This window comes from Arthrobacter sp. P4_F11, from assembly GCF_056401395.1.
Genome location: NZ_JBFUJK010000014.1, coordinates 161,181 through 181,866, shown reverse-complemented (window position 1 = coordinate 181,866; position 20,686 = coordinate 161,181). Strand labels below are relative to the sequence as shown.

At 68.2% G+C, this 20,686-nt stretch carries 18 protein-coding genes; 7 read left to right on the top strand and 11 right to left on the bottom strand.

Going from position 1 to position 20,686, the window contains the following annotated elements; translation table 11 throughout:
* Positions 1–7: 7 nt before the first annotated feature.
* Both AC1DRO_RS15935 and AC1DRO_RS15930 read right to left on the bottom strand, forming a co-directional pair.
* Positions 8–1,387, bottom strand: a complete 1,380-nt coding sequence (locus tag AC1DRO_RS15935; protein ID WP_476951569.1) for a geranylgeranyl reductase family protein — start codon at positions 1,385–1,387, stop codon at positions 8–10.
* 12 nt (positions 1,388–1,399) lie between these two features.
* On the bottom strand, positions 1,400–2,191 hold the full coding sequence (locus AC1DRO_RS15930; RefSeq protein WP_084476083.1) for a demethylmenaquinone methyltransferase: 792 nt from the start codon (positions 2,189–2,191) through the stop codon (positions 1,400–1,402).
* 153 nt (positions 2,192–2,344) lie between these two features.
* Between AC1DRO_RS15930 and AC1DRO_RS15925 the strand changes: the two genes are divergently transcribed.
* The 4 genes from AC1DRO_RS15925 to AC1DRO_RS15910 all read left to right on the top strand — a co-directional run bounded on the left by AC1DRO_RS15925 (position 2,345) and on the right by AC1DRO_RS15910 (position 6,732).
* Positions 2,345–3,757, top strand: coding sequence for an isochorismate synthase (locus tag AC1DRO_RS15925; protein ID WP_476951568.1), 1,413 nt, complete (start codon positions 2,345–2,347; stop codon positions 3,755–3,757).
* 241 nt (positions 3,758–3,998) lie between these two features.
* Entirely contained in the window at positions 3,999–4,952 is a 954-nt protein-coding gene (locus AC1DRO_RS15920; protein WP_476951567.1) for an ABC transporter substrate-binding protein, read from the top strand.
* 35 nt (positions 4,953–4,987) lie between these two features.
* Positions 4,988–5,959: an amino acid ABC transporter permease gene (locus tag AC1DRO_RS15915; protein WP_476951566.1), complete on the top strand. Its 972-nt coding sequence runs from the start codon at positions 4,988–4,990 to the stop codon at positions 5,957–5,959.
* The gene (locus AC1DRO_RS15910) at positions 5,956–6,732 is read left to right on the top strand and encodes an amino acid ABC transporter ATP-binding protein (protein WP_028276658.1); all 777 of its coding nucleotides are present in this window, start codon (positions 5,956–5,958) and stop codon (positions 6,730–6,732) included. Before AC1DRO_RS15915 ends, AC1DRO_RS15910 begins: the two co-directional genes overlap by 4 nt.
* An 81-nt stretch (positions 6,733–6,813) precedes the next feature.
* On the opposite strand, the gene menD is transcribed toward AC1DRO_RS15910, so the two are convergent.
* From menD to AC1DRO_RS15875, 7 genes are all read right to left on the bottom strand, one after another.
* Positions 6,814–8,463 (bottom strand): 2-succinyl-5-enolpyruvyl-6-hydroxy-3-cyclohexene-1-carboxylic-acid synthase, encoded by a 1,650-nt coding sequence (gene menD, locus AC1DRO_RS15905; protein WP_476951600.1) that lies wholly within the window; start codon positions 8,461–8,463, stop codon positions 6,814–6,816.
* 80 nt (positions 8,464–8,543) lie between these two features.
* A complete protein-coding gene (argS, locus tag AC1DRO_RS15900) occupies positions 8,544–10,361 on the bottom strand; it encodes an arginine--tRNA ligase (RefSeq protein ID WP_476951565.1) in 1,818 nt (605 codons plus the stop codon).
* Between the two features lie 236 nt (positions 10,362–10,597).
* A complete protein-coding gene (locus AC1DRO_RS15895; protein WP_476951564.1) occupies positions 10,598–12,694 on the bottom strand; it encodes a PhoX family protein in 2,097 nt (698 codons plus the stop codon).
* Positions 12,695–12,838: 144 nt separating this feature from the next.
* Complete coding sequence (locus AC1DRO_RS15890) at positions 12,839–13,366, bottom strand: MarR family winged helix-turn-helix transcriptional regulator (RefSeq protein ID WP_476951563.1); 528 nt, start codon at positions 13,364–13,366, stop codon at positions 12,839–12,841.
* Positions 13,367–13,445: 79 nt separating this feature from the next.
* On the bottom strand, positions 13,446–14,381 hold the full coding sequence (locus AC1DRO_RS15885; protein WP_476951599.1) for an o-succinylbenzoate synthase: 936 nt from the start codon (positions 14,379–14,381) through the stop codon (positions 13,446–13,448).
* Between the two features lie 298 nt (positions 14,382–14,679).
* A complete protein-coding gene (locus AC1DRO_RS15880) occupies positions 14,680–15,474 on the bottom strand; it encodes a class E sortase (protein ID WP_476951562.1) in 795 nt (264 codons plus the stop codon).
* A 14-nt stretch (positions 15,475–15,488) separates the two neighbouring features.
* Positions 15,489–15,920, bottom strand: a complete 432-nt coding sequence (locus AC1DRO_RS15875) for a DUF6993 domain-containing protein (RefSeq protein WP_476951561.1) — start codon at positions 15,918–15,920, stop codon at positions 15,489–15,491.
* Positions 15,921–16,368: 448 nt separating this feature from the next.
* Here AC1DRO_RS15875 and AC1DRO_RS15870 point away from each other — a divergent pair, with 448 nt between their 5' ends.
* A complete protein-coding gene (locus AC1DRO_RS15870) occupies positions 16,369–17,409 on the top strand; it encodes a phosphatase PAP2 family protein (protein WP_476951560.1) in 1,041 nt (346 codons plus the stop codon).
* On the opposite strand, the gene AC1DRO_RS15865 is transcribed toward AC1DRO_RS15870, so the two are convergent.
* Both AC1DRO_RS15865 and AC1DRO_RS15860 read right to left on the bottom strand, forming a co-directional pair.
* Positions 17,387–18,601: an MFS transporter gene (locus tag AC1DRO_RS15865; RefSeq protein WP_476951559.1), complete on the bottom strand. Its 1,215-nt coding sequence runs from the start codon at positions 18,599–18,601 to the stop codon at positions 17,387–17,389. The two genes, AC1DRO_RS15870 and AC1DRO_RS15865, sit on opposite strands and share 23 nt — an antisense overlap.
* Before the next feature lie 36 nt (positions 18,602–18,637).
* A complete protein-coding gene (locus AC1DRO_RS15860) occupies positions 18,638–19,372 on the bottom strand; it encodes a GAF and ANTAR domain-containing protein (protein ID WP_476951558.1) in 735 nt (244 codons plus the stop codon).
* 116 nt (positions 19,373–19,488) lie between these two features.
* Here AC1DRO_RS15860 and AC1DRO_RS15855 point away from each other — a divergent pair, with 116 nt between their 5' ends.
* Positions 19,489–19,785 (top strand): PqqD family protein, encoded by a 297-nt coding sequence (locus AC1DRO_RS15855; protein WP_476951557.1) that lies wholly within the window; start codon positions 19,489–19,491, stop codon positions 19,783–19,785.
* Complete coding sequence (locus tag AC1DRO_RS15850; RefSeq protein ID WP_476951556.1) at positions 19,785–20,681, top strand: nucleotidyltransferase family protein; 897 nt, start codon at positions 19,785–19,787, stop codon at positions 20,679–20,681. Before AC1DRO_RS15855 ends, AC1DRO_RS15850 begins: the two co-directional genes overlap by 1 nt.
* The last annotated feature ends 5 nt before the right edge of the window (positions 20,682–20,686 follow it).

Here is a 20,686-nt window from a genome sequence, read left to right as displayed (position 1 = left end):
GTTAACCCTAACTTTTTGTTGCGGAAACCGCGGAGTTGGCGCCGGAGTGCGGAATGCTGTCCGTGGTGGACGCGGCCTTGTTGGACGTGGCCTGATTGGACGTGGCGGGTACCAGGGCTTCCAGGACCCGGATGACCCGGTCCTCGAAGCCCTTGGCGGCGGGATCGGTGAGGTTGGCCAGCATCCGCACCACGAAACGCATGAGCATGGGGACAGGCATACCGGTCCGGAGGGCCAGTTTCATGACGGCCGGCTTGCCGATCAGGGCGGCGAACGCCCGTCCCAGTGTGAAGTGTGAGCCCCACTGCTGGCGCACGTAGTCGGCGTACCGGGCAAGGTGCGCGTCGGCGGCCCTGGAAGCCTCCGTCCCGGTCCCCCAGCCGGCGGACGCCGAACGGGCAGCCGCGTCGGCGATGAATTCGGCCGCGAAGCGGGCGGACTCCATGGCGTAGGAGATGCCCTCGCCGTTGAACGGGGAGACCATGCCGCCGGCGTCGCCGAGGAGCAGCAGGCCCGGAGAATAGTGCGGGGTGCGGTTGAAGCCCATGGGCAGCGCGGCGCCACGGATTTCGCCCACCTGGTTGTCCGGGGTGAAGCCCCAGTCGGCGGGCATGCCTGCGGTCCATTCGCGCAGCACCTGCTTGTAGTCCAGCTTGCCGAAGTCCTTCGAGGAGTTCAGGATGCCCAGGCCCACGTTGGAGGTGCCGTCGCCGACGCCGAACACCCAGCCGTAGCCGGGCAGGAGTTTGCCGTCGCGGCCGGGAAGCTCGAGCCAGCCTTCCATCCAGTCGTCGTCGTGCCGCGGCGAGGTGAAGTAGGTCCGCACAGCCACGCCGAGCGGCCGGTCGTCGCGCTTGCCGATGCCCAGTGAGACGGCGGTGCGCGTCGAGTTCCCGTCGGCGGCGAGGACGACGTCGGCGCTGAAGTCGCGCGTCTCGCCGGTCTTGCGCCCGGAGTTGTCCAGCAGCGCTGCGCGCACGCCGGTGACCCGGCCAGCTTCGGAGCGCAGCGCCTCGGTGACGCTGTGGCGTTCCAGCACGACGGCGCCCGCGGACTGGGCATGGCGGGCGAGCTGTTCGTCGAAGCCGAGCCGGGTCCGGATCAGCCCGTACTGCGGGAAGTCGGCAACCTCCGGCCAGGGCAGTTCGATCGTGCGGCCGCCTGCGATCAGGCGCAGGCCTTTGTTCCGCCGCCAGCCGTCGGTTTCGGGGTGGGCAAGTCCCAGCTTCTGGATCTCGCGGACCGCGCGCGGGGTGAGTCCGTCGCCGCAGACTTTCTCGCGGGGAAAGCTGGTTTTCTCCAGCACCGTGACGTCAATGCCGGCTTTGGCAAGGTAGTAGGCGGCGGTGGATCCGGCCGGGCCCGCCCCGACGATCAGTACATTCACAGCAGGGATCGGCTATCGGCCGGGCCGGGTGATGTTGCGGCGCAGCTTGGCCACGGGTCCGGTGTGGGCGGCCAGCGCCGCAGCGCCGGCGGCAGGGCCGGTTGAGGGATCTGCCGGTTTCTGGGCCCGGTGCACGGCGACGATGCCGCCGCTGAGGTTGCGGTAGGTGACGGATTCCCAGCCGGCCTCCTGCAGCCAGGCCGCAAGGTGGTCCTGGTCCGGCCAGGCGCGGATGGACTCGGCGAGGTAGACGTAGGCGTCGGGGTTGGAGGAGGCCTTGACGGCGATGGCCGGCAGGGCCCGCATGAGGTATTCGGTGTACATGGTGCGCCACAGCGGCACCACGGGCTGGGAGAATTCCGCGATGACCAGCCGGCCGCCGGGCTTGGTGACCCGCAGCATCTCGGCCAGGGCCTTCTTCGGCTCGTTGACGTTGCGCAGGCCAAAGGAGATCGTGCTGGCGTCGAAGGTGTTGTCCGCGAACGGCAGGCGGGTGGCATCCCCGGCGATGAAGTCGATGTCCGGGCGGCGGCGCTTGCCGACCTTGAGCATGCCGAGGGAGAAATCGCAGGCGATGACGTTGATGCCTGCGTCGGCGTACGGCTCGCTGGAGGTGCCGGTGCCGGCGGCGAGGTCCAGGACGTGCTGGCCGGCCGATACACCCATGGCCTCCACCACCACCTTGCGCCAACGCCGCGTCTGCCCCAGGGACAGGACATCGTTGACGACGTCGTATTTGGGGGCGACGTCGTCAAACATCGTGGCTACTTCGTCCGGACGCTTATCCAAGGATGCTCGGTTCACCCTGACATTGTCTCAAATGATCGGCGCTCCCACGAACGGGCCGCCAATTGACGCGGCTTTCACCTGCGGCAACGGCCGCGGCGGCCCCGTGCAGGCCCGGCCGGCTCGTGTATATCCACCCAATGGGCGATCACGGGCTAGTGTTATGCCATCATGACGAGCACGTTCCGCACCTTGACAGTCCCCCTCGATGCCGAAACTTTCCCCGGGGGCCTGCCGTCGTTTCTGGTCCGGGACGATGTCCTCTGCTGGACCCGCCGCGAGGCCGGTCTCGTGGGCTTCGGCGAGATAGCCCGTTTCACCACCACCGGGCCCGAGCGCTTCCTGGAAGCGGACATATGGTGGCGCCACCAGGTCCTGGAGGCAGACATCCAGGACAGTGTGGGCTGCCCCGGCACCGGCCCGGTCGCCTTCGGCTCGTTCGCCTTCTCCAAGGCCTCCGCCCATGAGTCCCGGCTGTTGGTCCCGGAAATCGTCGTCGGGCTCCGTGACGGCCAGGCCTGGCTGACCCAGCTCACGTTCGACGACGGCGACCTCACCGAAGCCGGTGCCCGCGCCGCCCTGGAACGCTGGCTTCACAGCACCGGCACCAATCCCGGCACCGGCGCCAATCACGGCACCGGCGCCAATCCCGGGACCGGCGTGACCGTGGTGGACGACCCGGTGCCGGCGGCCGCGCAGGCCGGTGGCGCCGTCGTACGTCCTTTGCCATTGGCCGCAGGGGCAACGTTGCACACCGGCTCGCTCAGCGAGGAAGACTGGATGGCCGCCGTTGCCGCCGGCGTCGCGGAGATCCGGACCGGCGCCCTGGAAAAGCTGGTGCTGGCGCGGGACGTCGTGGCCACCGTCCCCACCGGCGTCAAGGCCGCCGAGGTGCTGCGCGAACTGTCGGCCCGGTATCGCGAATGCTGGACCTACGGGGTGGACGGGCTGGTGGGGGCTACTCCGGAAATGCTGATCCAGGTGGAGGGCCGCACCGCGCAGGCGCGCGTCCTGGCCGGCACCCTGGACCGCCGCGACGCCGATGGCATGGCGGGCTCGCCGCTGGAATTCGCCGAACGGGTGCTGGCCGGCTCCGAGAAGCAGCGGCACGAACACGACATCGCAATCCAGTCCCTGACCACGCAGCTGGCCCCGTTTTCCGAGGCCATGAACGCGCACAGCGAGCCCTTCATCCTCGAACTGCCCAACGTGTGGCATCTGGCCTCGGACGTCAAGGCTGAACTGGCCGAGGTGGAAGGCCACGTCCCCACGTGCCTGGCCCTGATCAACGCGCTGCATCCGACCGCCGCCGTCTGCGGTACCCCCACCACCGTGGCCGGGGCGCTCATCCGCAAGCTCGAGCACCTGGACCGCGGCCCGTATGCCGGGCCGGTCGGCTGGCTCGACGCGGCCGGCAACGGCGAGTGGGGCATCGCCCTGCGTGGCGCCGTCATCGAATCCCCGCACACGGTCCGGCTCTATGCGGGCTGCGGCGTGGTGGACGGCTCGGTTCCCGAGACTGAGCTCGCCGAGACGTGGGCGAAGTTCCGGCCGATGCTGGAGTCGCTCGGCATCAGCAGCTAGGCCGCGGGGCCGGTGACGCCGGCCGGCCGGCGTCACCGGCCGTCGGACTTGCACCGCAGGAACTGGCGAAACGGACAGGAATCCGGGATCACAGACAGATCGGGCATTAAAGATATTGCGTTCGGGTCTGGTTTAGTTATCCAATAGTGAAACTTAGTTTTCTGTGACGTACATCTCTTGTTCGGCGATACACTATAAATCGGCCTCGTTACGCATCCCTCCGGCAACAAAAGGTAAGAAAATGCAGATCTCCCCTTCGCTCCTGAGCAACCCCGCAATGAAGGTCGCCACGGTGCTCGCCGTCGGCGCATTGACCTTGACGGCCTGCACGAACGCCTCCGAGACCGGCCCCTCCGGCGCGGCTTCCGCTTCGGGCAGCGCCGCGGCCAGCTTTGACCCCAGCACGGTCCAGAAGGACGATGCCCTGGCGGCCATGTTGCCCGAGGCGATCAAGGCTAAAGGCACCCTGACCGTGGGCTCGGATACCTCCTACGCCCCCGCGGAATTCCTCGGCACCGACGGCCAGACCCCCGTGGGCTACGACGTCGACATCGCCAAGGCGATCGGCGCGGCGCTCGGCCTGAAGGTCCAGGTCCAGACGGCCGAATTCACCGGCATCCTTCCGGCCCTGGGCCCGAAGTACGACCTCGGGGTCTCTTCCTTCACGATCAACCCGGAGCGGCTTGCCGCGGTAAACATGGTCAGCTACTACCAGGCAGGTACCGGCTGGGCCGTTCAGAAGGGCAACCCCAAGAAGATCTCCCTCGATGACCTCTGCGGCAAGTCCATCGGCGTGCAGACCGGCACCATCCAGGAAGATCCGGACCTCTCGAACCGCAACAAGAAGTGCACCGCCGAGGGCAAGCAGCCCATTAACATCGTGACCCTCAAGACCCAGACGGACATCACCACCCGACTGGTCAACGGCAGCATCGATGCCATGGCCGCCGACTCCCCCATCATCGGCTACGCACTGACCCAGACCAACGGCCAGCTCGAGAAGCTCGGCGAGGTCTACGATTCTGCTCCCCAGGGCATCGCCGTCGCCAAGTCGGACACGGCCCTGGCGGACGTCGTCCAGAAGACCATGACCAAACTGATGGAAGACGGTTCCTACAAGAAGATCCTTGAGGGCTGGGGCGTCACCGACGGTGCCATCACCAAGTCCGAGGTCAACCCGGCGGTCGCGTCTTGAGCCTCCCCACAACCGGATCCGCAGCAGGGGCAGAGATGGACAGCCATCAGGACCCTCACGCCGCACCGGTACTGAACAATGCAGTACCGGTACGGCACCCCGGCCGCTGGATCAGCGCCATCATCATCGTCGGCTTCCTGCTTGCCTTCCTGCAGAGCCTGTTCACGAACCCCAACTTCCGCTGGGACGTCGTCGGCACCTACATCCTGGACACCAAGGTGGTCCAGGGCGTCGTCTGGACCCTGTTCCTGACATTTGCGTCCATGGTCCTGGCCATCGTCCTGGCCATCCTCCTGGCGTTCATGCGGCAGTCCGACAACCCGGTGTTCCGCTGGTCCAGCTGGACCTGGGTCTGGTTCTTCCGCGGCACACCGATCTACACCCAGCTGCTGTTCTGGGGGCTCGCCACGGTTCTCTATCCGACGATCGTCCTCGGAATCCCGTTTGGTCCTGCAACCTACACCTGGGTGACCTCGGACCCCACGCACGGCCTGATCCCGGCCATCCTGGGCCTGGGCCTGAATGAGTCCGCGTATCTCGCCGAGATCTTCCGGGCCGGCCTGAAGTCCGTGGACCAGGGCCAAAGTGAGGCCGCCGAGGCCCTCGGCATGACAAAGGGCAAGATCATGCGGCGGATCATCCTGCCGCAGGCCATGCGCGTCATCGTACCGCCCACGGGCAACGAGACCATCGGCATGCTGAAGACCACATCGCTGGTCCTGGCTGTGCCATTCACACTGGACCTGACCTTCGCGACGAACGCCCTGGCCAACCGGATTTACCTTCCCATTCCGCTCCTGATTGTCGCCGCCTTCTGGTACCTCGTCATCACCAGCATCCTGATGGTGGGCCAGCACTTCATTGAGGCGCACTACGGCAAGGGCGTGGACAACCGGGTTCCGGCAGCGATCAACCCCGCCGCCGCCAAGGCGTCCGCAGCCGTGGCCCCCAGCGCCGACGCCGAGCCGGACCTCAAGATGGACTTCCCCGAGGAGGAGGCGAAATGACGATCACCACAGAGCAGCCCCTGGTCAAGATCGAGGGCCTTCACAAGTACTACGGCACACACCACGTGCTGCGCGGCATCGACCTGACCGTCAACCAGGGCGAGGTGTCGGTTGTGATCGGCCCGTCCGGTTCGGGCAAGTCCACCATGCTGCGCTGCGTGAACCTGCTGGAGACCATCAGTGCCGGGCGCATTTCCGTGGGCGGCGACCTGATCGGCTACCGCGAGGTCAAGGGCAGGCTCCATGACCTGAAGACCAAGGAAATCGCCGCCCAGCGCCGCGAGATCGGCATGGTCTTCCAGCGCTTCAACCTGTTCCCGCACAAGACCGCGCTGCAGAACATCATGGAGGCCCCGGTCCAGGTCAAGGGCCAGTCAAAGGCCGTCGCCCGCAAACGCGCCCTGGAGCTCCTGGACCGGGTGGGGCTCGGCGACCGCGCCGGACACTACCCCTCCCAGCTCTCCGGCGGCCAGCAGCAGCGCGTGGCGATTGCCCGGGCCCTGGCCATGGACCCCGAGCTCATGCTGTTCGATGAGCCCACGTCCGCGCTCGACCCTGAGCTCGTGGGCGATGTCCTGAACGTGATGAAGGACCTCGCCAAGTCCGGCATGACCATGATCGTGGTGACCCACGAGATCGGCTTTGCCCGCGAGGTCGGCGACCGCCTGACCTTCATGGACGGCGGCATCGTCGTGGAGTCGGGCGACCCGCGGGAGGTCCTGGCCAATCCCCAGCACCCCCGCACCAAGGAGTTCCTCAGCCGGGTGCTGTAATTCCGGTATTCCGCACCGATTTCGGACAGCCGCTACGTGGATCCACGTAGCGGCTGTCCTTTTTTGTAGCGGAAACGGGCGCTACGTCTGCGGGAGGCCCTCCACGGCCGTGGCCACCGCGGCCCGGATGGCGCGGTGCAGTTCCCCGAGCCGGTGCCGGTCCGTGCGCACCTCGATGATGCTGCGGCCCACCAGCGGACCCGACAGCGCCTCGGCGAGTTCCGCCGTCGTGCCGACCTGGCGGTGCGGGACGCCGTATGCCGCGGCCAGCGCGGCGAGGTCCACCCGCTGCGGGGTGGCGAAGAGGCGTTCGACGGCGTCGCCGTAGCGCCCCGCCGCGGCGACTGTGCCGTGCTCCAGGAGCCCGAAGATGGCACCGCCGGCGTCATTGAGCACCACGATCCGCAGCTGCGGTTCGGCCTCGCCGGCGCCGAGCAAGAGTCCCCCGGCGTCGTGCAGGAACGTCACATCCCCCATGAGCACGGTGGTTTCCTGGCCGCCGCCCAGCGCGATCCCGGTGGCGGTGGACGTGGTCCCGTCGATCCCGGCCAGGCCCCGGTTGGCGAACATGGTGGCCTGGGGTTCCGCGGGTGGCGCCCCGGCGAGGTCGACGTCGCGGATCCCGTTCGAGGAGCCCAGGACCAGCTGCCCGCGGACATGTTTCCAGACTTCGGCGCCCACCGACGGGCCGGTCGCGGCCGGGGATGCGGCCAGGATCAGGTCCACGGCATGCTGCGCGGCGGCTCCTGCCAGCAGCCAGGCATCGAGCCAGGCGGCAGATCCGCGGCCGGCGAAGTCCGCCAGGTCCGCCAGGGTTTCCAGCGGCAGTTCGGTGCGGCGGCCGGGTTCGTACCAGGCCACCGGAACCGGCTGGTACAGGGCCGACGGGGCATCCGCCCGCTCCAGCAGCGCGCTCACCGGCCGGGAGAGCGTCGGCCGGCCGAAGAGGACCACGCGTTCGATCGGCTGTGCCGCGTCCGCGCCGAAGTGCTCGATCAGCAGCCGGTAGGGCCCCACCGCGTTGGGGCCGAAGCGGGCGTTGGAAGACGGCTCGGCCAGCAGCGGCAGGCCGTGCGCGCGCGCAAAAGCCTCGGCGACCGGGCCGGCGTCGTGCCCGGCCAGCACCACGGTGCGCCGCTCCGGCAGCGCCGTCGACGCGGCCGGAAAGTCCAGGGCCAGGGGGTTCCGGGCGGCCCGGTAGATGGCGCGTCCGGCGGCCGCGGGCAGCCCGTCGCCCACGGCCGGGACCAGCGGGTCGCGGAAGGCAAGGTTCAGCTGCACGGGCCCGGGCGGGGCGTCCTCGAAAGCTCCGGTGGCGGCACTGAGGGCCGTGTCCACGGCGCGCTGCGGATCGCTGCCCGCGGGCACGTCGACGGCGAAGCGGACGTGGTCGCCAAAGAGGTCCAGCTGCACGGTGGTCTGGTTGGCGCCGGTCCCCCGCAGCTCCTCGGGCCGGTCGGCGGAGATGACCACGAGCGGCACCGCGGCGTGGTTGGCCTCCATGACGGCCGGGAGGAGATTGCCGACGGCGGTCCCGGACGTGGTCAGGACGGCGGCGGGCGCACCGGCGGACAGGGCCAGGCCCAGCGCCGTGAAGCCCGCGGACCTTTCGTCGATCCGGACCAGCAGCTCCACCCGTCCTGCGGCTTCGGCCTCGGCCAGGGCGTAGGCCATGGGCGCCGAGCGCGATCCCGGGGACACCACCACCTGGCGCACACCGGCGGCGAGCATCGTGTCGACGGCGATGCGCGCAGCCTCCACCGCGGTCAGGCCGCCAGGAGCGGATGGGCCGGCAGCGGAATCCGCCGGCCTCACATGTTCTCCGGCGTTTCGATGCCCAGCAGTTCCAGGCCGCCGGAGAGGCGGCGCAGCGCCAGCGCGCACAGGGCCAGCCGCGAGTCCCGGACCGATTCCTCGGCCTTGAGCACCGGGCATTGGTCGTAGAACGTGGTGAAGAGCTGTGCGAGCTCAAAGAGGTAGCCGCAGAGCCGGTGCGGCTCCAGCGCGTCCCGCACCTTGTTCAGGGTCGCGTCGAACTCCAGCAGGTGCAGGGCCAGGGCGCGTTCTGCGGGTTCGACGACGGCGATCGCCGTGGCGGGGCCGCCGGATGCTTCGGCTTCCGGCGTGCCGGCCGCCGGAGTTCCCGCGGCGCCGGCTGCTGTCCTGCCGCCGTCGCCGGTGATCCCCTCCAGTACCCCGGCTTTGCGCAGGATGGAGCGGATCCGCGCCGCAGCGTACTGCACGTAGGGCCCGGTGTTGCCGCTGAGGGCGAGCATGCGGTCGAAGTCGAAGACATACTCGGTGTCATGGCCGGTGGAGAGGTCGGCGTACTTGACGGCGCCGATGCCCACCTGGCGGGCGGTCACGGCGCGCTCCGCCTCGCTGAGCTCGGGCCGGCTCGCGTCAATGACGGCACGGGCGCGGTCCACGGCCTCCTCGAGCAAGGCCATGAGCTTCACCGGGGCACCGGAGCGGGACTTGAGGATCTTCCCGTCCTCGCCGAGCACGTTGCCGATCTGCACATGCACGGCCTGGACCGTGTCCGGCAGCCAGCCGGCGTCCCGGGCGGTGGCCATGACCATGCGCAGGTGCACGTTCTGCGGGGCGCCCACGACGTACAGGATCCGGTTGGCCGCCAGGTCGCGGACCCGGTAGCGGATGGTGGCGAGGTCCGTGGTGCCGTAGCCGTAGCCGCCGTCGGACTTGCGGATAATCAGCGGCAGCGGCTGCCCGTCGCGGCCGGTAAATCCTGCGGGGAAGGTGCACAGGGCGCCGTCGCTGATCCGGGCCAGGCCGCGTTCCTCGAGTTCGTGGCACAGCTGTGCCAGATGCGCGTCGTAGGAGCTTTCGCCGGCGATGTGGTCATCGGTAAGGCTGATGCCGAGGGTGGAGTAGATGGCGTTGAAGTAGCGCTTGGACTGGGCGACCAGCCGCTGCCAGACGGCGAAGGTCTCCTGGTCGCCGCCCTGCAGGGCAACGACGCGGAGCCGGGCCCGGGTGGCGAAGCCGTCCTCGTCGCTGGCGGAGGCATCGAACTTGGCCCGGGCGGCCTGGTAGAACGCGCTGGGGTCCTCCACCAGCAGCGCCGCCTCCGGGGAGTCTTCGCCGATCTCCAGCCAGTGTTCGATCAGCATCCCGAACGGGGTGCCCCAGTCACCGATGTGGTTCTGCCGGATCACGGTGTCGCCGAGGGCTTCGAGCACCTTGACGAGGCTGTCCCCCACCACGGTGGTGCGCAGGTGGCCGACGTGCATTTCCTTGGCGACGTTCGGGGAGGAATAGTCGACGACGACGCGCTGCGGTGTCGCGGCGGGCGTGACGGCCGTGGCCGGGGAGGCGGCCTGGACCGACTCTGCGTTGAGCAGCTCCTCGATCCAGGTGCCGTCAAAGCTCAGGTTGATGAAGCCCGGCCCGGAGATTTCCACCCTGGTGCAGATGCCGTCCAGGTTCAGGGCGTCCACAATCCTGGCGGCGGCGTCCCGCGGCGGCAGGCCGGCCTTTTTGGCAAGGGCCATGGCGGCGTTGATCTGGATGTCGGCGAACTGGGAGGGCCTGACCACCGGATCCGTCTGCCGGAACTCTTCGCCAAACGCGGTGGCAATTGCAGCCTGGACTCTGGGGACAACCAATTCGGCCGGATTATTCACAGTCCCAAATTATCAGTTCGGCAAAAACCCGACGCTCCCTCACGTCCCGCCGCCAAAAACCCGACGCTCCCTCACGTCTCGCCGCCAAAAACCCGACGCTCCCTCACGTCTCGCCGCCAAAATAAGGGAAGTGAGGGAGCGTGGGAAGGAAACCTGCCAAACGTGAGGGAGCGTGGGAAGGAAACCTGCCAAACGTGAGGGAGCGTGGCGGCAGGAGGCTAGCCGTCGGTGCGGAACACCTGGACCACGGACGGACGCGGGGCGCGCACCTGGCCGGGCTTCGGTGTGGCGCCGGCCGCGACGTAGTCCGGGAAGTACGAGTGCTGATCGGCGAAGGTGCCTTCCTCGCCCGGGTGCTGAACGGCAACGAAGACGGTGCGCTCCTCGTCGTGGATGACCGGGCCGCAGGTCTCGGCGTCGCGCGGGACGGCGAGGAACTGCTCCACCCTGCCGCGTTCGGCACCGTCCAGTGTCACCTTGAAGAGCCCGTCGGCGTAGCCGATGCTGGAGGGCGCGCCGTCGGTGGAGATCCAGAGGTTGCCCACGGAATCGAAGGCCACGTTGTCCGGGCAGGAGATCGGTGAGACCTGGCTGGCGGGGAACCCGGCGAAGTAGGTGGCGGAGTTCTTGGCCGGATCGCCGCAGACCATCAGCAGGTTCCAGCCAAACGTCGTGGAGCCCTGGTCCCCGGTCTCGGTGATTTCGACGATGTGGCCGTCGCGGTTGAGGGTACGGGGGTTGACTTCGGTGGCCCCTTCCTTGCCGGGCTTGCCGCGGTCCGCGTTGTTGGTGCAGACAACGTAGACCCTGCCGGTGTGCGGGCTGGGCTGGACGTCCTCGCAGCGGTCCATCTTGGTGGGGCCCACCTTGTCGGCTGCGAGGCGGGTGTACACCAGCACCTCTTCCACGGACATTCCGGCCACCTTGGACTGTCCGCCCACCACGAGGGGCAGCCAAACACCGGCGCCGTCGAAGGCGCCGTCGGCCGGAAGCTTGCCCGCGCCGTCGAACCCGTCGGCCGGGGAATTGCCGGTGAACTTCGCGACGTACAGGTCGCCTTCCGAGAGCAGCGTGAGGTTGTTCCTGCGGTCCTCCGCCGTTTTTCCTGGCCGGTAGGTGCCGGCCGAGACGAACTTGTACAGGTAATCGAAGCGCTCGTCGTCGCCCATGTAGGCCACCACGTGGCCGGACTTGGCGACGATCACGTTGGCGCCCTCGTGCTTGAAGCGGCCCATCGCGGAGTGCTTGCGGGGCGTGGAGGAGGGATCGAAGGGATCCACTTCCACGATCCAGCCGAAGCGGTTGGCCTCGTTCTGGTATCCGGGGTTGCGGGTGTCGAAGCGCGGGTCATCGAGTTCCCACTGGCGGGCGGTGGGCTTGCTGGTCAGGCCGTAGCGCTTGTCGGCGTCGGAGGTTCCGGGCGCGGCGAAGTAGCCGTTGAAGTTTTCCTCGCCGGAGAGGATCGTGCCCCACGGGGTGGTGCCGCCGGAGCAGTTGCCCAGGGTGCCCTGGACGGCCCGGCCGGAGGGATCGGCGGCGGTCTTCAGCAGCGGGGAGCCGGCGGCGGGGCCGTCGAGCTCGTAGGTGGTGTCGGTCAGGAAGCGGCGGTTCAGCCCGGCGCCCCGGACGTAGCTCCAGGGCTTGTTCTTGTTCGCACGCTCCAACTCGACCACCGTGAGGCCGTGGGCTACACGGCCGATCGCACGCGCCTCGGCGGGGTCGAACCCGGCCGGCACCATGATGGACTCGTTGGTGTATTCATGGTTGGTGAAAAGCACGGCCCTGCGGTCCTTGGATCCTTCAATCGGGAGGATGTCGGTGTAGTCGTTGTTATAGCCGAACTGGCGGGCCTGCGCCGCCGCGCTCTGGTGGTCCAGGTCGAAGGCCGGCGAGTCGTTGAAGAGCGGGTCGCCCCAGCGGATGACCGGCTGCCAGGTGAACCCGGCCGGGACGGTCAGCCTGTCCACGCTGGCGTCCACCGGAGCGATGGCGGTGAACTGCAGCTTGGACTTTCCAAACCCGTCCTTGGCCGCGGCGGCGAGGCCCGGGCCGCCGTCGGCCACTGCCGTATCGGCGGACGTCACGGCGTTGCCGAGGACGACGGCGAGCGCGCCGGCGGCGCCGAAGCCCAGGGCGGCGCGGCGGGACATGGTAGCGGAGGCGATGTCCCGGAAGTAGCTGTTGGTGCTGGTGTTGCAGACCTCGCCCGAGCAGGCGTTGTCGCATTTCAGCGCGCAGGTGACGGGGCTTCGCTTGCCTTTGGTGTGGCCGAGCATGGGGAGCAGGGAAAATTTGCGTCCGGAGGTGACAGACATGGAGAGACCTTCCATGGGGGTGAGTTGCGGTCGCGCCCACCCTTCCAGCCGCCGGCTACGGGGAACCGACCCTCACATGAAGTCCCGGTGAACTCCCGCTACAAACCCGAGGAAGCGTCACCGGCGAACTCTTGGGGACAGAAGCTAGCTGTCGGTCTCTTCCGGGGCGCTGGCGGCAGCCATCAACCGCTGGCCAATGCCCTCGAGAAATTCGGCGATGTTCACAATGCTGCCTTCGGAGGATTCCTGGAGAAGGGCCTCGGCCGCCGCGGCGAAGTGGTTGTTGGCCCACTGCATCGCGTCGGTTCCTTCCGGGCTCAGGTGCAACAGCACACTGCGCCGGTCCGTGGGGTTGGGCTTCCGCGCCATAAAGCCCTTGGATTCCAGGCGGTCCACCATGGCCGTTACCGAGCCGGTGGTGATGTTCAGCGCCTTACCGAGATCCTTGGGAGTGAGGCCGTCCACCTCGCCCACAAAGGCCATCGCGTTGATGTCGATCGTCCCGATCCCCAGATTCTCGGCCAGCCGGATGCGGAGGGCATAGGTCCCCGTGTCGACCCGTCGCAGGCCTTGCACGATCCGGAGCAGCCCGTCCTTCTGGGCCACCATCTGGCCCTCCGCGCGCTTTGCCGTAGCCAGCGCGTCATCTTGCCGGGGTACCGAGGTGGTCATCACGAATCTTCCGCTCCAAAGCTATCTTCGGCGGCTAGTTCGCCGCGTCCGCATCCACTTTACTCTCAAACCACTTGCGTCACTGGCTGGCAGCCAGCACCGCGTGGACCCGGCGCAGGCGGTCGAGCCACCAGTCGCGGCGCTCGGGCGCGGCCGCATATTCCGCCAGCAGCTCCGGATCGGCGGCAACCTCGCGGACCCGGATGGCGCCGTCGTCGGGAACCAGCGGGTCCCGGGTGACATCGGCGGCGAGCAGGGACACGGTACCCAGCCCGCAGGCATACGGCAGTTCCGGCAGCGCCGCGGCGAGCGCCAGTCCGGCGCGGATTCCCACGGAGGTGTCCAGCGCCGAGCTGACGACGGCGGGGAGCCCGGCCTGCGCCACGATGTCCAGGGCCCGGCGCACTCCCCCGAGCGGCGCCACCTTCACGACGATCAGGTCTGCCGCACCGGCGCGGGCCACCTTGAGCGGATCGTCCTCCTTGCGGACGCTTTCGTCCGCGGCGATCAGCACCGGGATACCGGCGGCCCGCAGCCTACGGCGGACCTCGGCGAGCCCGGCGATGTCCGCCACGGGCTGTTCGGCGTATTCCAGCCCGACGCCGGAAAGCCGGGTCAGCGCCTCGACGGCGGCCGGGACGTCCCAGCCGCCGTTCGCGTCCACCCGGATCGCTGCGTCCGGGAGTGCCTCGCGGACCGCGGCAACCCGTGCGGCGTCGTCATCCAGGCTCTGCCCGGGCTCGGCCACCTTAATTTTGACGGCGTCCACCCGGCCGAATCGGGCCAGGATCTCCTGGACCCGGTCCGCGGTGACGGCGGGGACCGTGGCGTTGACGGGGATGCTGGTGCGCAGCGGCTCGGGAAAGCCCTGCCAGCCGGCCTCGATCGCGGCGGCGAGCCAGCGGGACGCTTCCGGGTCGCCGTACTCGGGGAAGGGGCAGAATTCGCCCCAGCCGAGCGGGCCGTTCAGCAGCAGGGCTTCGCGCTGGAGGATTCCGCGGAACTTTACCCGCATCGGCAGGCTCACCACGTGGGCGACGTTGAGGAGTTCCTCCAGCGCGGGGAGCTGATCGCGGAGTTCCTCCGGGCGGCTTCCGGGACGGCCCGGCCGCTGTGGAAACGGGTTCGTGTTCAAGGTTGTGCCGCGCTCAGTTTTGCCCGACGGTGGCGTCGGTCAGATGCGTCACGTCAGCCATCCAAGGAAACACAAATTGGTCCAGGACAACCAGGGCTCCCGCAAGGATCACCAAGGACAGGAGTATTTTTAGCCAAAGAGGCCCGGGAAGTTGCCGAAAAAGCCAAAGGTACACGGCCTAGCCCTTCCCCTGCAGCGCGGCGAGCTGTTTAGCGATGGGCGCCGGAGGCCCCGCGCTGAGCGGCCGCCATGAATCGAAAACGGAGTACGCGATGATGCGCTCTTGGGCGCCGAAGCGCGGATTGCAGCTTGTCATGGTCAAAATCCGTTGCTGCGGCTCTGCGCCGGGATGGGTCGGCACCGGCGCCAGCACATCCGTCCGGTCCGGCAGGACGATCTCCTGGTTCCGGAAAACGTAGGTGTAGAACCCGTCGGCGGTCTGGACATAGATTTTGTCCCCGGGCACCAGTGTGTGGATGTTGTCGAGCACCGCGCCGTGTGTCTGGCGGTGGCCGGCGACCGCAAAGTTCCCCAGGGCCCCTGGCATGGCCGTGCCCGGATAGCGGCCCAGGCCGAGCGTGTCCAGGACGTCCTGACTGGTGCCCTCGATGATCGGCCTGCTGTAGTCGGCGCCGAAGCGGGGTATGTAGATGACCCCGATCGGCTGTCCGTGACCCGGCGCTTTGCCGACCGGCACGGCGGCGGCCCCCGTGGTGACCCCGGGTGCCGTGGCAACAGGGTCATTCGTTGCCGGCGCCTGGTGGTCCTGCACAAACTGCTTCACGGCAGCCCCCTGAGCCGCATCGGCTTCAACGTTGGTCCACCACAATTGCCAAGCGACGAAGAGCACGGCAATCACGCCGAGGGTGATCAGCAGTTCGCCCATCACCTGGACGGCCAGCAGGGAACGACGCCGGCGGGTGCGTTTCGTTTCTTGCGCAACCGTGGCGCGGCGCTTCAGTACGTTCGACATGCCCCTCCTGTTGCCTACCGCTGGACGCTGCCGACGAAGCATCGCCCGCTCGGAAGAACGGGCAATACTGACGATTCCACGGTTCCGGACCGGATCTGCGCCATCACACATTCGGTTCCGCTCAACACGCCAACTTCCACGGCGTCGGCGGCCAGCCCGGTGGGTGTGCGGGAGGCAGAAACCTCCACCGCGGCCGGGGCAAACCCTGCCGAGGAAAGGCTCGCGCGGATTTGCTCTCTGCTCGGCTGCGACGACGACGCAAGCAGGGTCTGCAGGGCCGCTTCCACAGCGCGTGGAACGCCGGAGGCAGCAGCAGTTGCGGAACCGGTCGGCGCTGTCCCGGCCGTTTCCCGGGATGGGGCAGACGATGCTTGCCCAGCCGGTGCCGCTGCCTCGCTCGCTGAGCCGGAGGACAGGGTCGGTGAAGGGGCAGCACACGCAGACATACCCATCACCAATGGCAAGACCGCGACAGCCATCCCCACGCACCAGCCGCTGCGTGGGCGGCGGCACTGGGCGGGGTCGCGGGAAGTCACCGGAACATCCTCCCACACCGGGTCCGGCTCCATGCGACGGACCCGGATGCGGACGCAAGCTGGACGCCGGCAAGGAGTTGTTCATCGAGTCCAGGCGGGGATGCGTCTGCACGTCTCTGGCCCTTGATGGGCCGGCGTCGACTGGGGGTGAGTCCCTGGTCCAGGAAACTCGTCTTCGCCGGCCCCGCTCAAGGAGCGTCGTGCCGGGGACAAGCCACGCCGGCACTGTCGACTCTATGAATCCCTTTCCTGCCCGGCACGAGTAGCGGGTACTCGGCTTTTTGTCCGGGCACTACTCGCCCCGCCGCGCGCCGGGGCGATCAGGTGGCGCGCAGGGTTCTGTGGGAGCCTTAATGGCATGACTTTTCGGCAGGAACGCACCCCATGGGACCCGTCTGCCCGGGTCCCTGAGGCGCAGAGCCCGGAAACGCAGGTCTTAAAGACTCAGGCCCCAGCCACCCGGGCGCCAAAGACGCAGGCCGACAGAACTCGGGATCCGCAGGCGGAGTCGTCCCCTGGCAAGGGCACGACCGCCTTGTTCGTGCTGGCCACGGTTGCGTGCGTCGCCGCACTGGCCGCCACCTATTTCTTCTTTGTCCGCACCACCACGGGACAATTCATTGACGAATCCGCCCTCGTGGAAGCGGTGGAGCTCAGCGGGACCGCGGGCAAGGCGGCCACCAAGCTGTTGGACTGGCTGCCAGCGCTCTCTGTGGTGATCGCATCGATCGTGGTCGTATTCGTCACCATCGTGCGGCGGCGCTGGGCGGCGGCGGGGATTGCGATTGCGGCCTGTGTGGGCGCCAACGTGGCCACCCAGATCCTCAAGGACCTGGTGCCGGTCCGGCCGTACCGCGGGATCGAAACGCTGGAGCTGAACTCGCTGCCGTCCGGCCACACCACGATTGCCGCCTCGGCCGCGGCGGCCGTGTTCCTTATGGTTTCGCCGCGCTGGCGGCCGCTGGCCGGCTTCCTGGGCGGCAGCTTCGCCGTCGCCACCGGGGTGTCCACGCTGATCAACCAGTGGCACCGTCCGGCCGACGTCGTCGCGGCGTTCCTCGTGGTGGGGGCCTTTATGCTCCCGGCCGGCTGGCTGATCATCCGCACCGGCCGGAGCTGGAACGTCTGGGACGGCTACAACGGACACTGGGCATCAGCCAGGTTGTGGGTGGTGCTTCCCGTCCTCACCAGTCTTGCCGCGGCCGGCGTGGCGGCCTATGCCTTACTGAGCATCGGCCCGGGCGGCCAGGAGATCAGCACCACCAGCTACTTCTGGGCCGGGACTTCACTGATCGTCATCACGGGCTACCTCGCCACCGTGGCCGGCGTCTGGCTGTTCGGTCATGCGGTACGACGACGCCCTGGGCGGACAGCGGTCAGTAGTTCCGGCGGTGTTTGAGCCGGGGAATGGTGACGGCGAAGACCGCGGCGGCCGCGAAGCCAATCACGCCGGTGGCGGCCACCCCGGCCCCGAGCGAGGCCACGGCGGTAATGCCGGAGAGGAGCACTGGCCCTCCGGTGGCGCCGGCGTCGGCCATGAACCGCCAGATGCCCAGGAACTGGCCGCGGCCGTTGTCCGGTGAGAAATCGGCCCCCAGCGTCATGTTCAGGCCCGAACTGATGCCGTTGCCGAACCCGATCAGAAGCGCCGCGAGGAGCAGGCCTGCGAAGCCGGTGCTGAGCGGGATCAGCAGCATCGCGGTGCCCATGATGAGGGTCGACGGAATGGCCACCCATTGCCGGCCCTTGCGGTCCATCAGCTTGCCGGCCGGATAAAAGACCAGCATGTCGATGGCCCCGGACAGGCCGTAGATCAGGGATGCCTGGGTGGCGTCCATCCCGAGGTGCTCGGCCCAGAGCGGGATCACCACCTGCCGGGATGCGCGCAGCGCACTGAGCAGCAGCACCCCCATGCCGACGGTCAGGAATACCCCGGCGTGGGACACTGCGACGCTGCGCAGCGTCGCCTGCCGGACGGGGACGCCGTCGTCCGCCGCAGGCGCGGCCACGAGGTCCGGGATGGTGACCGACAAGACGGCGGCCGCGGCCATGGCGACGACGCCCACCCAGTAGGCGCCGGTGATTCCGGCGAACTGCATCACGGCTGCACCGATGAAGGGGCCGATGAAGATCCCGATCCGGTTGACGCCGCCGAGCGTGGACAGGGCCCGTGCCCGAAGGATCACCGGCACCGCCTCGGTCAGGTATTTCTGCCGGGCCAGGCTGAAGACGCTCGCGGCCATGCCGACCACCACCATGGCCGCCGCGAGCAGCCACAGCCCTTCGGGCACTAGCGGTGCCAGTGCCGCGGCGGCGAGGGCGACGGCGCTGGCCGCCGCGGCTCCGACGATGGCCCAGCGTTCGCCGAACTTCAGCGTGATGAGCGAGGCGGGGAGGTTGAAGAACCAGGAGCCCAGGCCGATCAGGGTGACCACCAGGGCGGCGACGGCCACCGAGGCGCCGAGGTCGCGGGCGGACAGTGCCACCACGGGCAGGATGGCGCCCTCGCCGATGCAAAAAAGCAGGGCCGGACCGAAGGCGGGGACGGCGATGCTGCGGAGGCTGAAGGGTGCGGTCTGTGTGGTGGTCATCCCCTTCATCCTAGGGCGGGCGGCGCGCCGGGGAGCTCAGGCGTCGAAGTGCGTGCGGACTTCCCCAGTGGGGAGATTCCGCAGGACGTCTGCCGCGACGTCGCGGAGCTTCTGGTTCCGGTTGCTGGACACCCGGGTGAGAATGCCCATCGCCTCGTCCTGGGAGCAGCGGTTCTGGGCCATAATAACGCCGCAGGCCAGGTCGATGGACGTGCGGTGCTCCATGGCGGCCTGCAGGTCCTCCGCCCGGGACTGCGCGGTGCCGATCCGGACGGCCAAGCGAAGGGCCCGGCCGGCGAGGTCGGCAAAACCGGAGGCCTCGGTAACAATTGCCTCGGTGAAAATCCCCGTGTCAGAGCCGAAGAAGTTCAGCGCGGCGGCCGCGTCCTCGCCGATTTCCAGCGGCACGCCGAGGGTGCTGCGGCAGCCATGGGCCGCGAGCTGCAGCTGGTACTCCGGCCAGCGCGGATCGGTATCGACGTCAGCCAGCACCACCACGGACTTGGTCCGCAGCGCCGCGATGCACGGTCCGTCGCCGAGGGTTTGCTCGATGCGGTCCAGGATGACGGCCCGGGGGCTGCTCCCGGCCACCGTCATGGTCCTCTTCTTGCGCTGCAGCGTCACGCCGCATTCGATCTCCGCGCCGGCGGCCTGGCTGAGTGTGGCGGCCGAGAATTCAGCGAGGCGGCCCAGGAAGTCCTCGACGCTCTCGGTTCCCATCAGGAGGTCCTGCAGTTGCAGGGCGGCTTCGTCCCCGGCGTTGTTGGTCATGCCTAAATCTAAGTCGGTCACCGGCGCGAAACAACTTGGCTGCCGCGCGGTAGCATGAAGCCTTGCGAAGGCCCCGCGTGATGCTTCATGGCCTCTCTAGTGTCGGCGGAGGTCTCATGACGGAACAGGTGTGGCGCGTCAGTGAAGACGCCGCTTTCGTTCACAGCGCCGACGGCGAACGCGTCGCCGTCCTGCACCTTGAGCAACAGGTCCCGGTCATCCTGGTTGGGACGGCTGCCTCTGTGTGGAACGCGCTGGACGGGGTCCGAACCGAGACGGAACTCATCGAGTGCCTTGCCCGCGAATACGCCATAGAGGCCGGCGCGATCGCGGATGACGTAGTCGGGTTGATCCGCAGCTTGAGCAACGCCGGCATGATCAAGCCGACCTCTCGCGGCGAAAGTGCCAGCTAATGGACATCCCGGAACCCCTGCACCAAGAAGAAGCCGTCCTCCTGGCCACGGCCCTCGTGGACCACGTGGCAGCGTCAGCCGGCCTGCAGGTGCTGTTCATCAAGGGTCCCGCGGCCACCATGATGGGACTCCGCGCGCACCATGTGTCTGCGGACGTGGACGTCCTGGTCCGTCCGGAAGACCTGGACAGAATGGTGGACCTCCTCGGCGGACGCGGCTGGCTCGAAAGGCCATCCGGCGTGACAGTCGTTCGCCGGTACTCGCACTCCCGCACTCTCTACCATCCGCAGTGGAACTGCGATATCGACGTCCATGACAGGTTTCCCGGGATGGAGGCCTCCCCCGGCAATGCCTTCGATGCGCTCTGGCGCGACAGGCAATACCTGGTCATGGCGGCCAGGAGTGTGCCCGTTCCTTCCATTCCTGCGGCGGTGATCTTTCAGGCACTGCACAGCCTGCGCGCCATGGATGAACCCCGCCATCAGCGCGAGTACTCGGAGCTGCTCCAGCGGGTTGACGTCGCCATGCACCCGGACGTCGTGGATCTCAGCTCGGAGCTCCAGGCGACGGCGGCGCTGAAACCGCTCTTCGCCGACCTGAAAATAACGGATCTGACGCTCCGGCAGGGATCCGTCAGCGAGGAGTGGCACCACCGTACTGCTGTACACGGCACGGGCACGGCCTATCTGGTCTCGCTCATCGAAAGCCCCTGGCGGGTTAAGCCGCTGGTGCTGGCCCGCGCGGTCTTTCCGTCACGGCAAACATTGCGGGAGCGCGACCTATATCTTAACGACTCCATCTTCGGGCTTTTCAGGGCCCACGTTTCACGCTGGCGCCGGGGACTGGCTGGCCTTCCGGCCGCAGCCCGGAAGGTCAGGGCTACACGCCACGGTTAGCGATC

Excerpts from the sequence above, each read along its gene's own strand:
- AC1DRO_RS15865 (WP_476951559.1), bottom strand. The coding sequence starts at position 18,601 with ATGACCACCACACAGACCGCACCCTTCAGCCTCCGCAGCATCGCCGTC.
- AC1DRO_RS15880 (WP_476951562.1), bottom strand. The coding sequence starts at position 15,474 with ATGTCGAACGTACTGAAGCGCCGCGCCACGGTTGCGCAAGAAACGAAA.
- AC1DRO_RS15875 (WP_476951561.1), bottom strand. The coding sequence starts at position 15,920 with ATGTCTGCGTGTGCTGCCCCTTCACCGACCCTGTCCTCCGGCTCAGCG.
- AC1DRO_RS15870 (WP_476951560.1), top strand. The coding sequence starts at position 16,369 with ATGACTTTTCGGCAGGAACGCACCCCATGGGACCCGTCTGCCCGGGTC.
- AC1DRO_RS15925 (WP_476951568.1), top strand. The coding sequence starts at position 2,345 with ATGACGAGCACGTTCCGCACCTTGACAGTCCCCCTCGATGCCGAAACT.
- AC1DRO_RS15910 (WP_028276658.1), top strand. The coding sequence starts at position 5,956 with ATGACGATCACCACAGAGCAGCCCCTGGTCAAGATCGAGGGCCTTCAC.
- AC1DRO_RS15850 (WP_476951556.1), top strand. The coding sequence starts at position 19,785 with ATGGACATCCCGGAACCCCTGCACCAAGAAGAAGCCGTCCTCCTGGCC.
- AC1DRO_RS15915 (WP_476951566.1), top strand. The coding sequence starts at position 4,988 with ATGGACAGCCATCAGGACCCTCACGCCGCACCGGTACTGAACAATGCA.
- AC1DRO_RS15895 (WP_476951564.1), bottom strand. The coding sequence starts at position 12,694 with ATGTCTGTCACCTCCGGACGCAAATTTTCCCTGCTCCCCATGCTCGGC.
- AC1DRO_RS15860 (WP_476951558.1), bottom strand. The coding sequence starts at position 19,372 with ATGACCAACAACGCCGGGGACGAAGCCGCCCTGCAACTGCAGGACCTC.
- AC1DRO_RS15885 (WP_476951599.1), bottom strand. The coding sequence starts at position 14,381 with ATGCGGGTAAAGTTCCGCGGAATCCTCCAGCGCGAAGCCCTGCTGCTG.
- AC1DRO_RS15890 (WP_476951563.1), bottom strand. The coding sequence starts at position 13,366 with ATGACCACCTCGGTACCCCGGCAAGATGACGCGCTGGCTACGGCAAAG.
- AC1DRO_RS15920 (WP_476951567.1), top strand. The coding sequence starts at position 3,999 with ATGCAGATCTCCCCTTCGCTCCTGAGCAACCCCGCAATGAAGGTCGCC.
- AC1DRO_RS15855 (WP_476951557.1), top strand. The coding sequence starts at position 19,489 with ATGACGGAACAGGTGTGGCGCGTCAGTGAAGACGCCGCTTTCGTTCAC.
- menD (WP_476951600.1), bottom strand. The coding sequence starts at position 8,463 with ATGCTCGCCGCCGGTGTGCGCCAGGTGGTGGTGTCCCCGGGATCGCGC.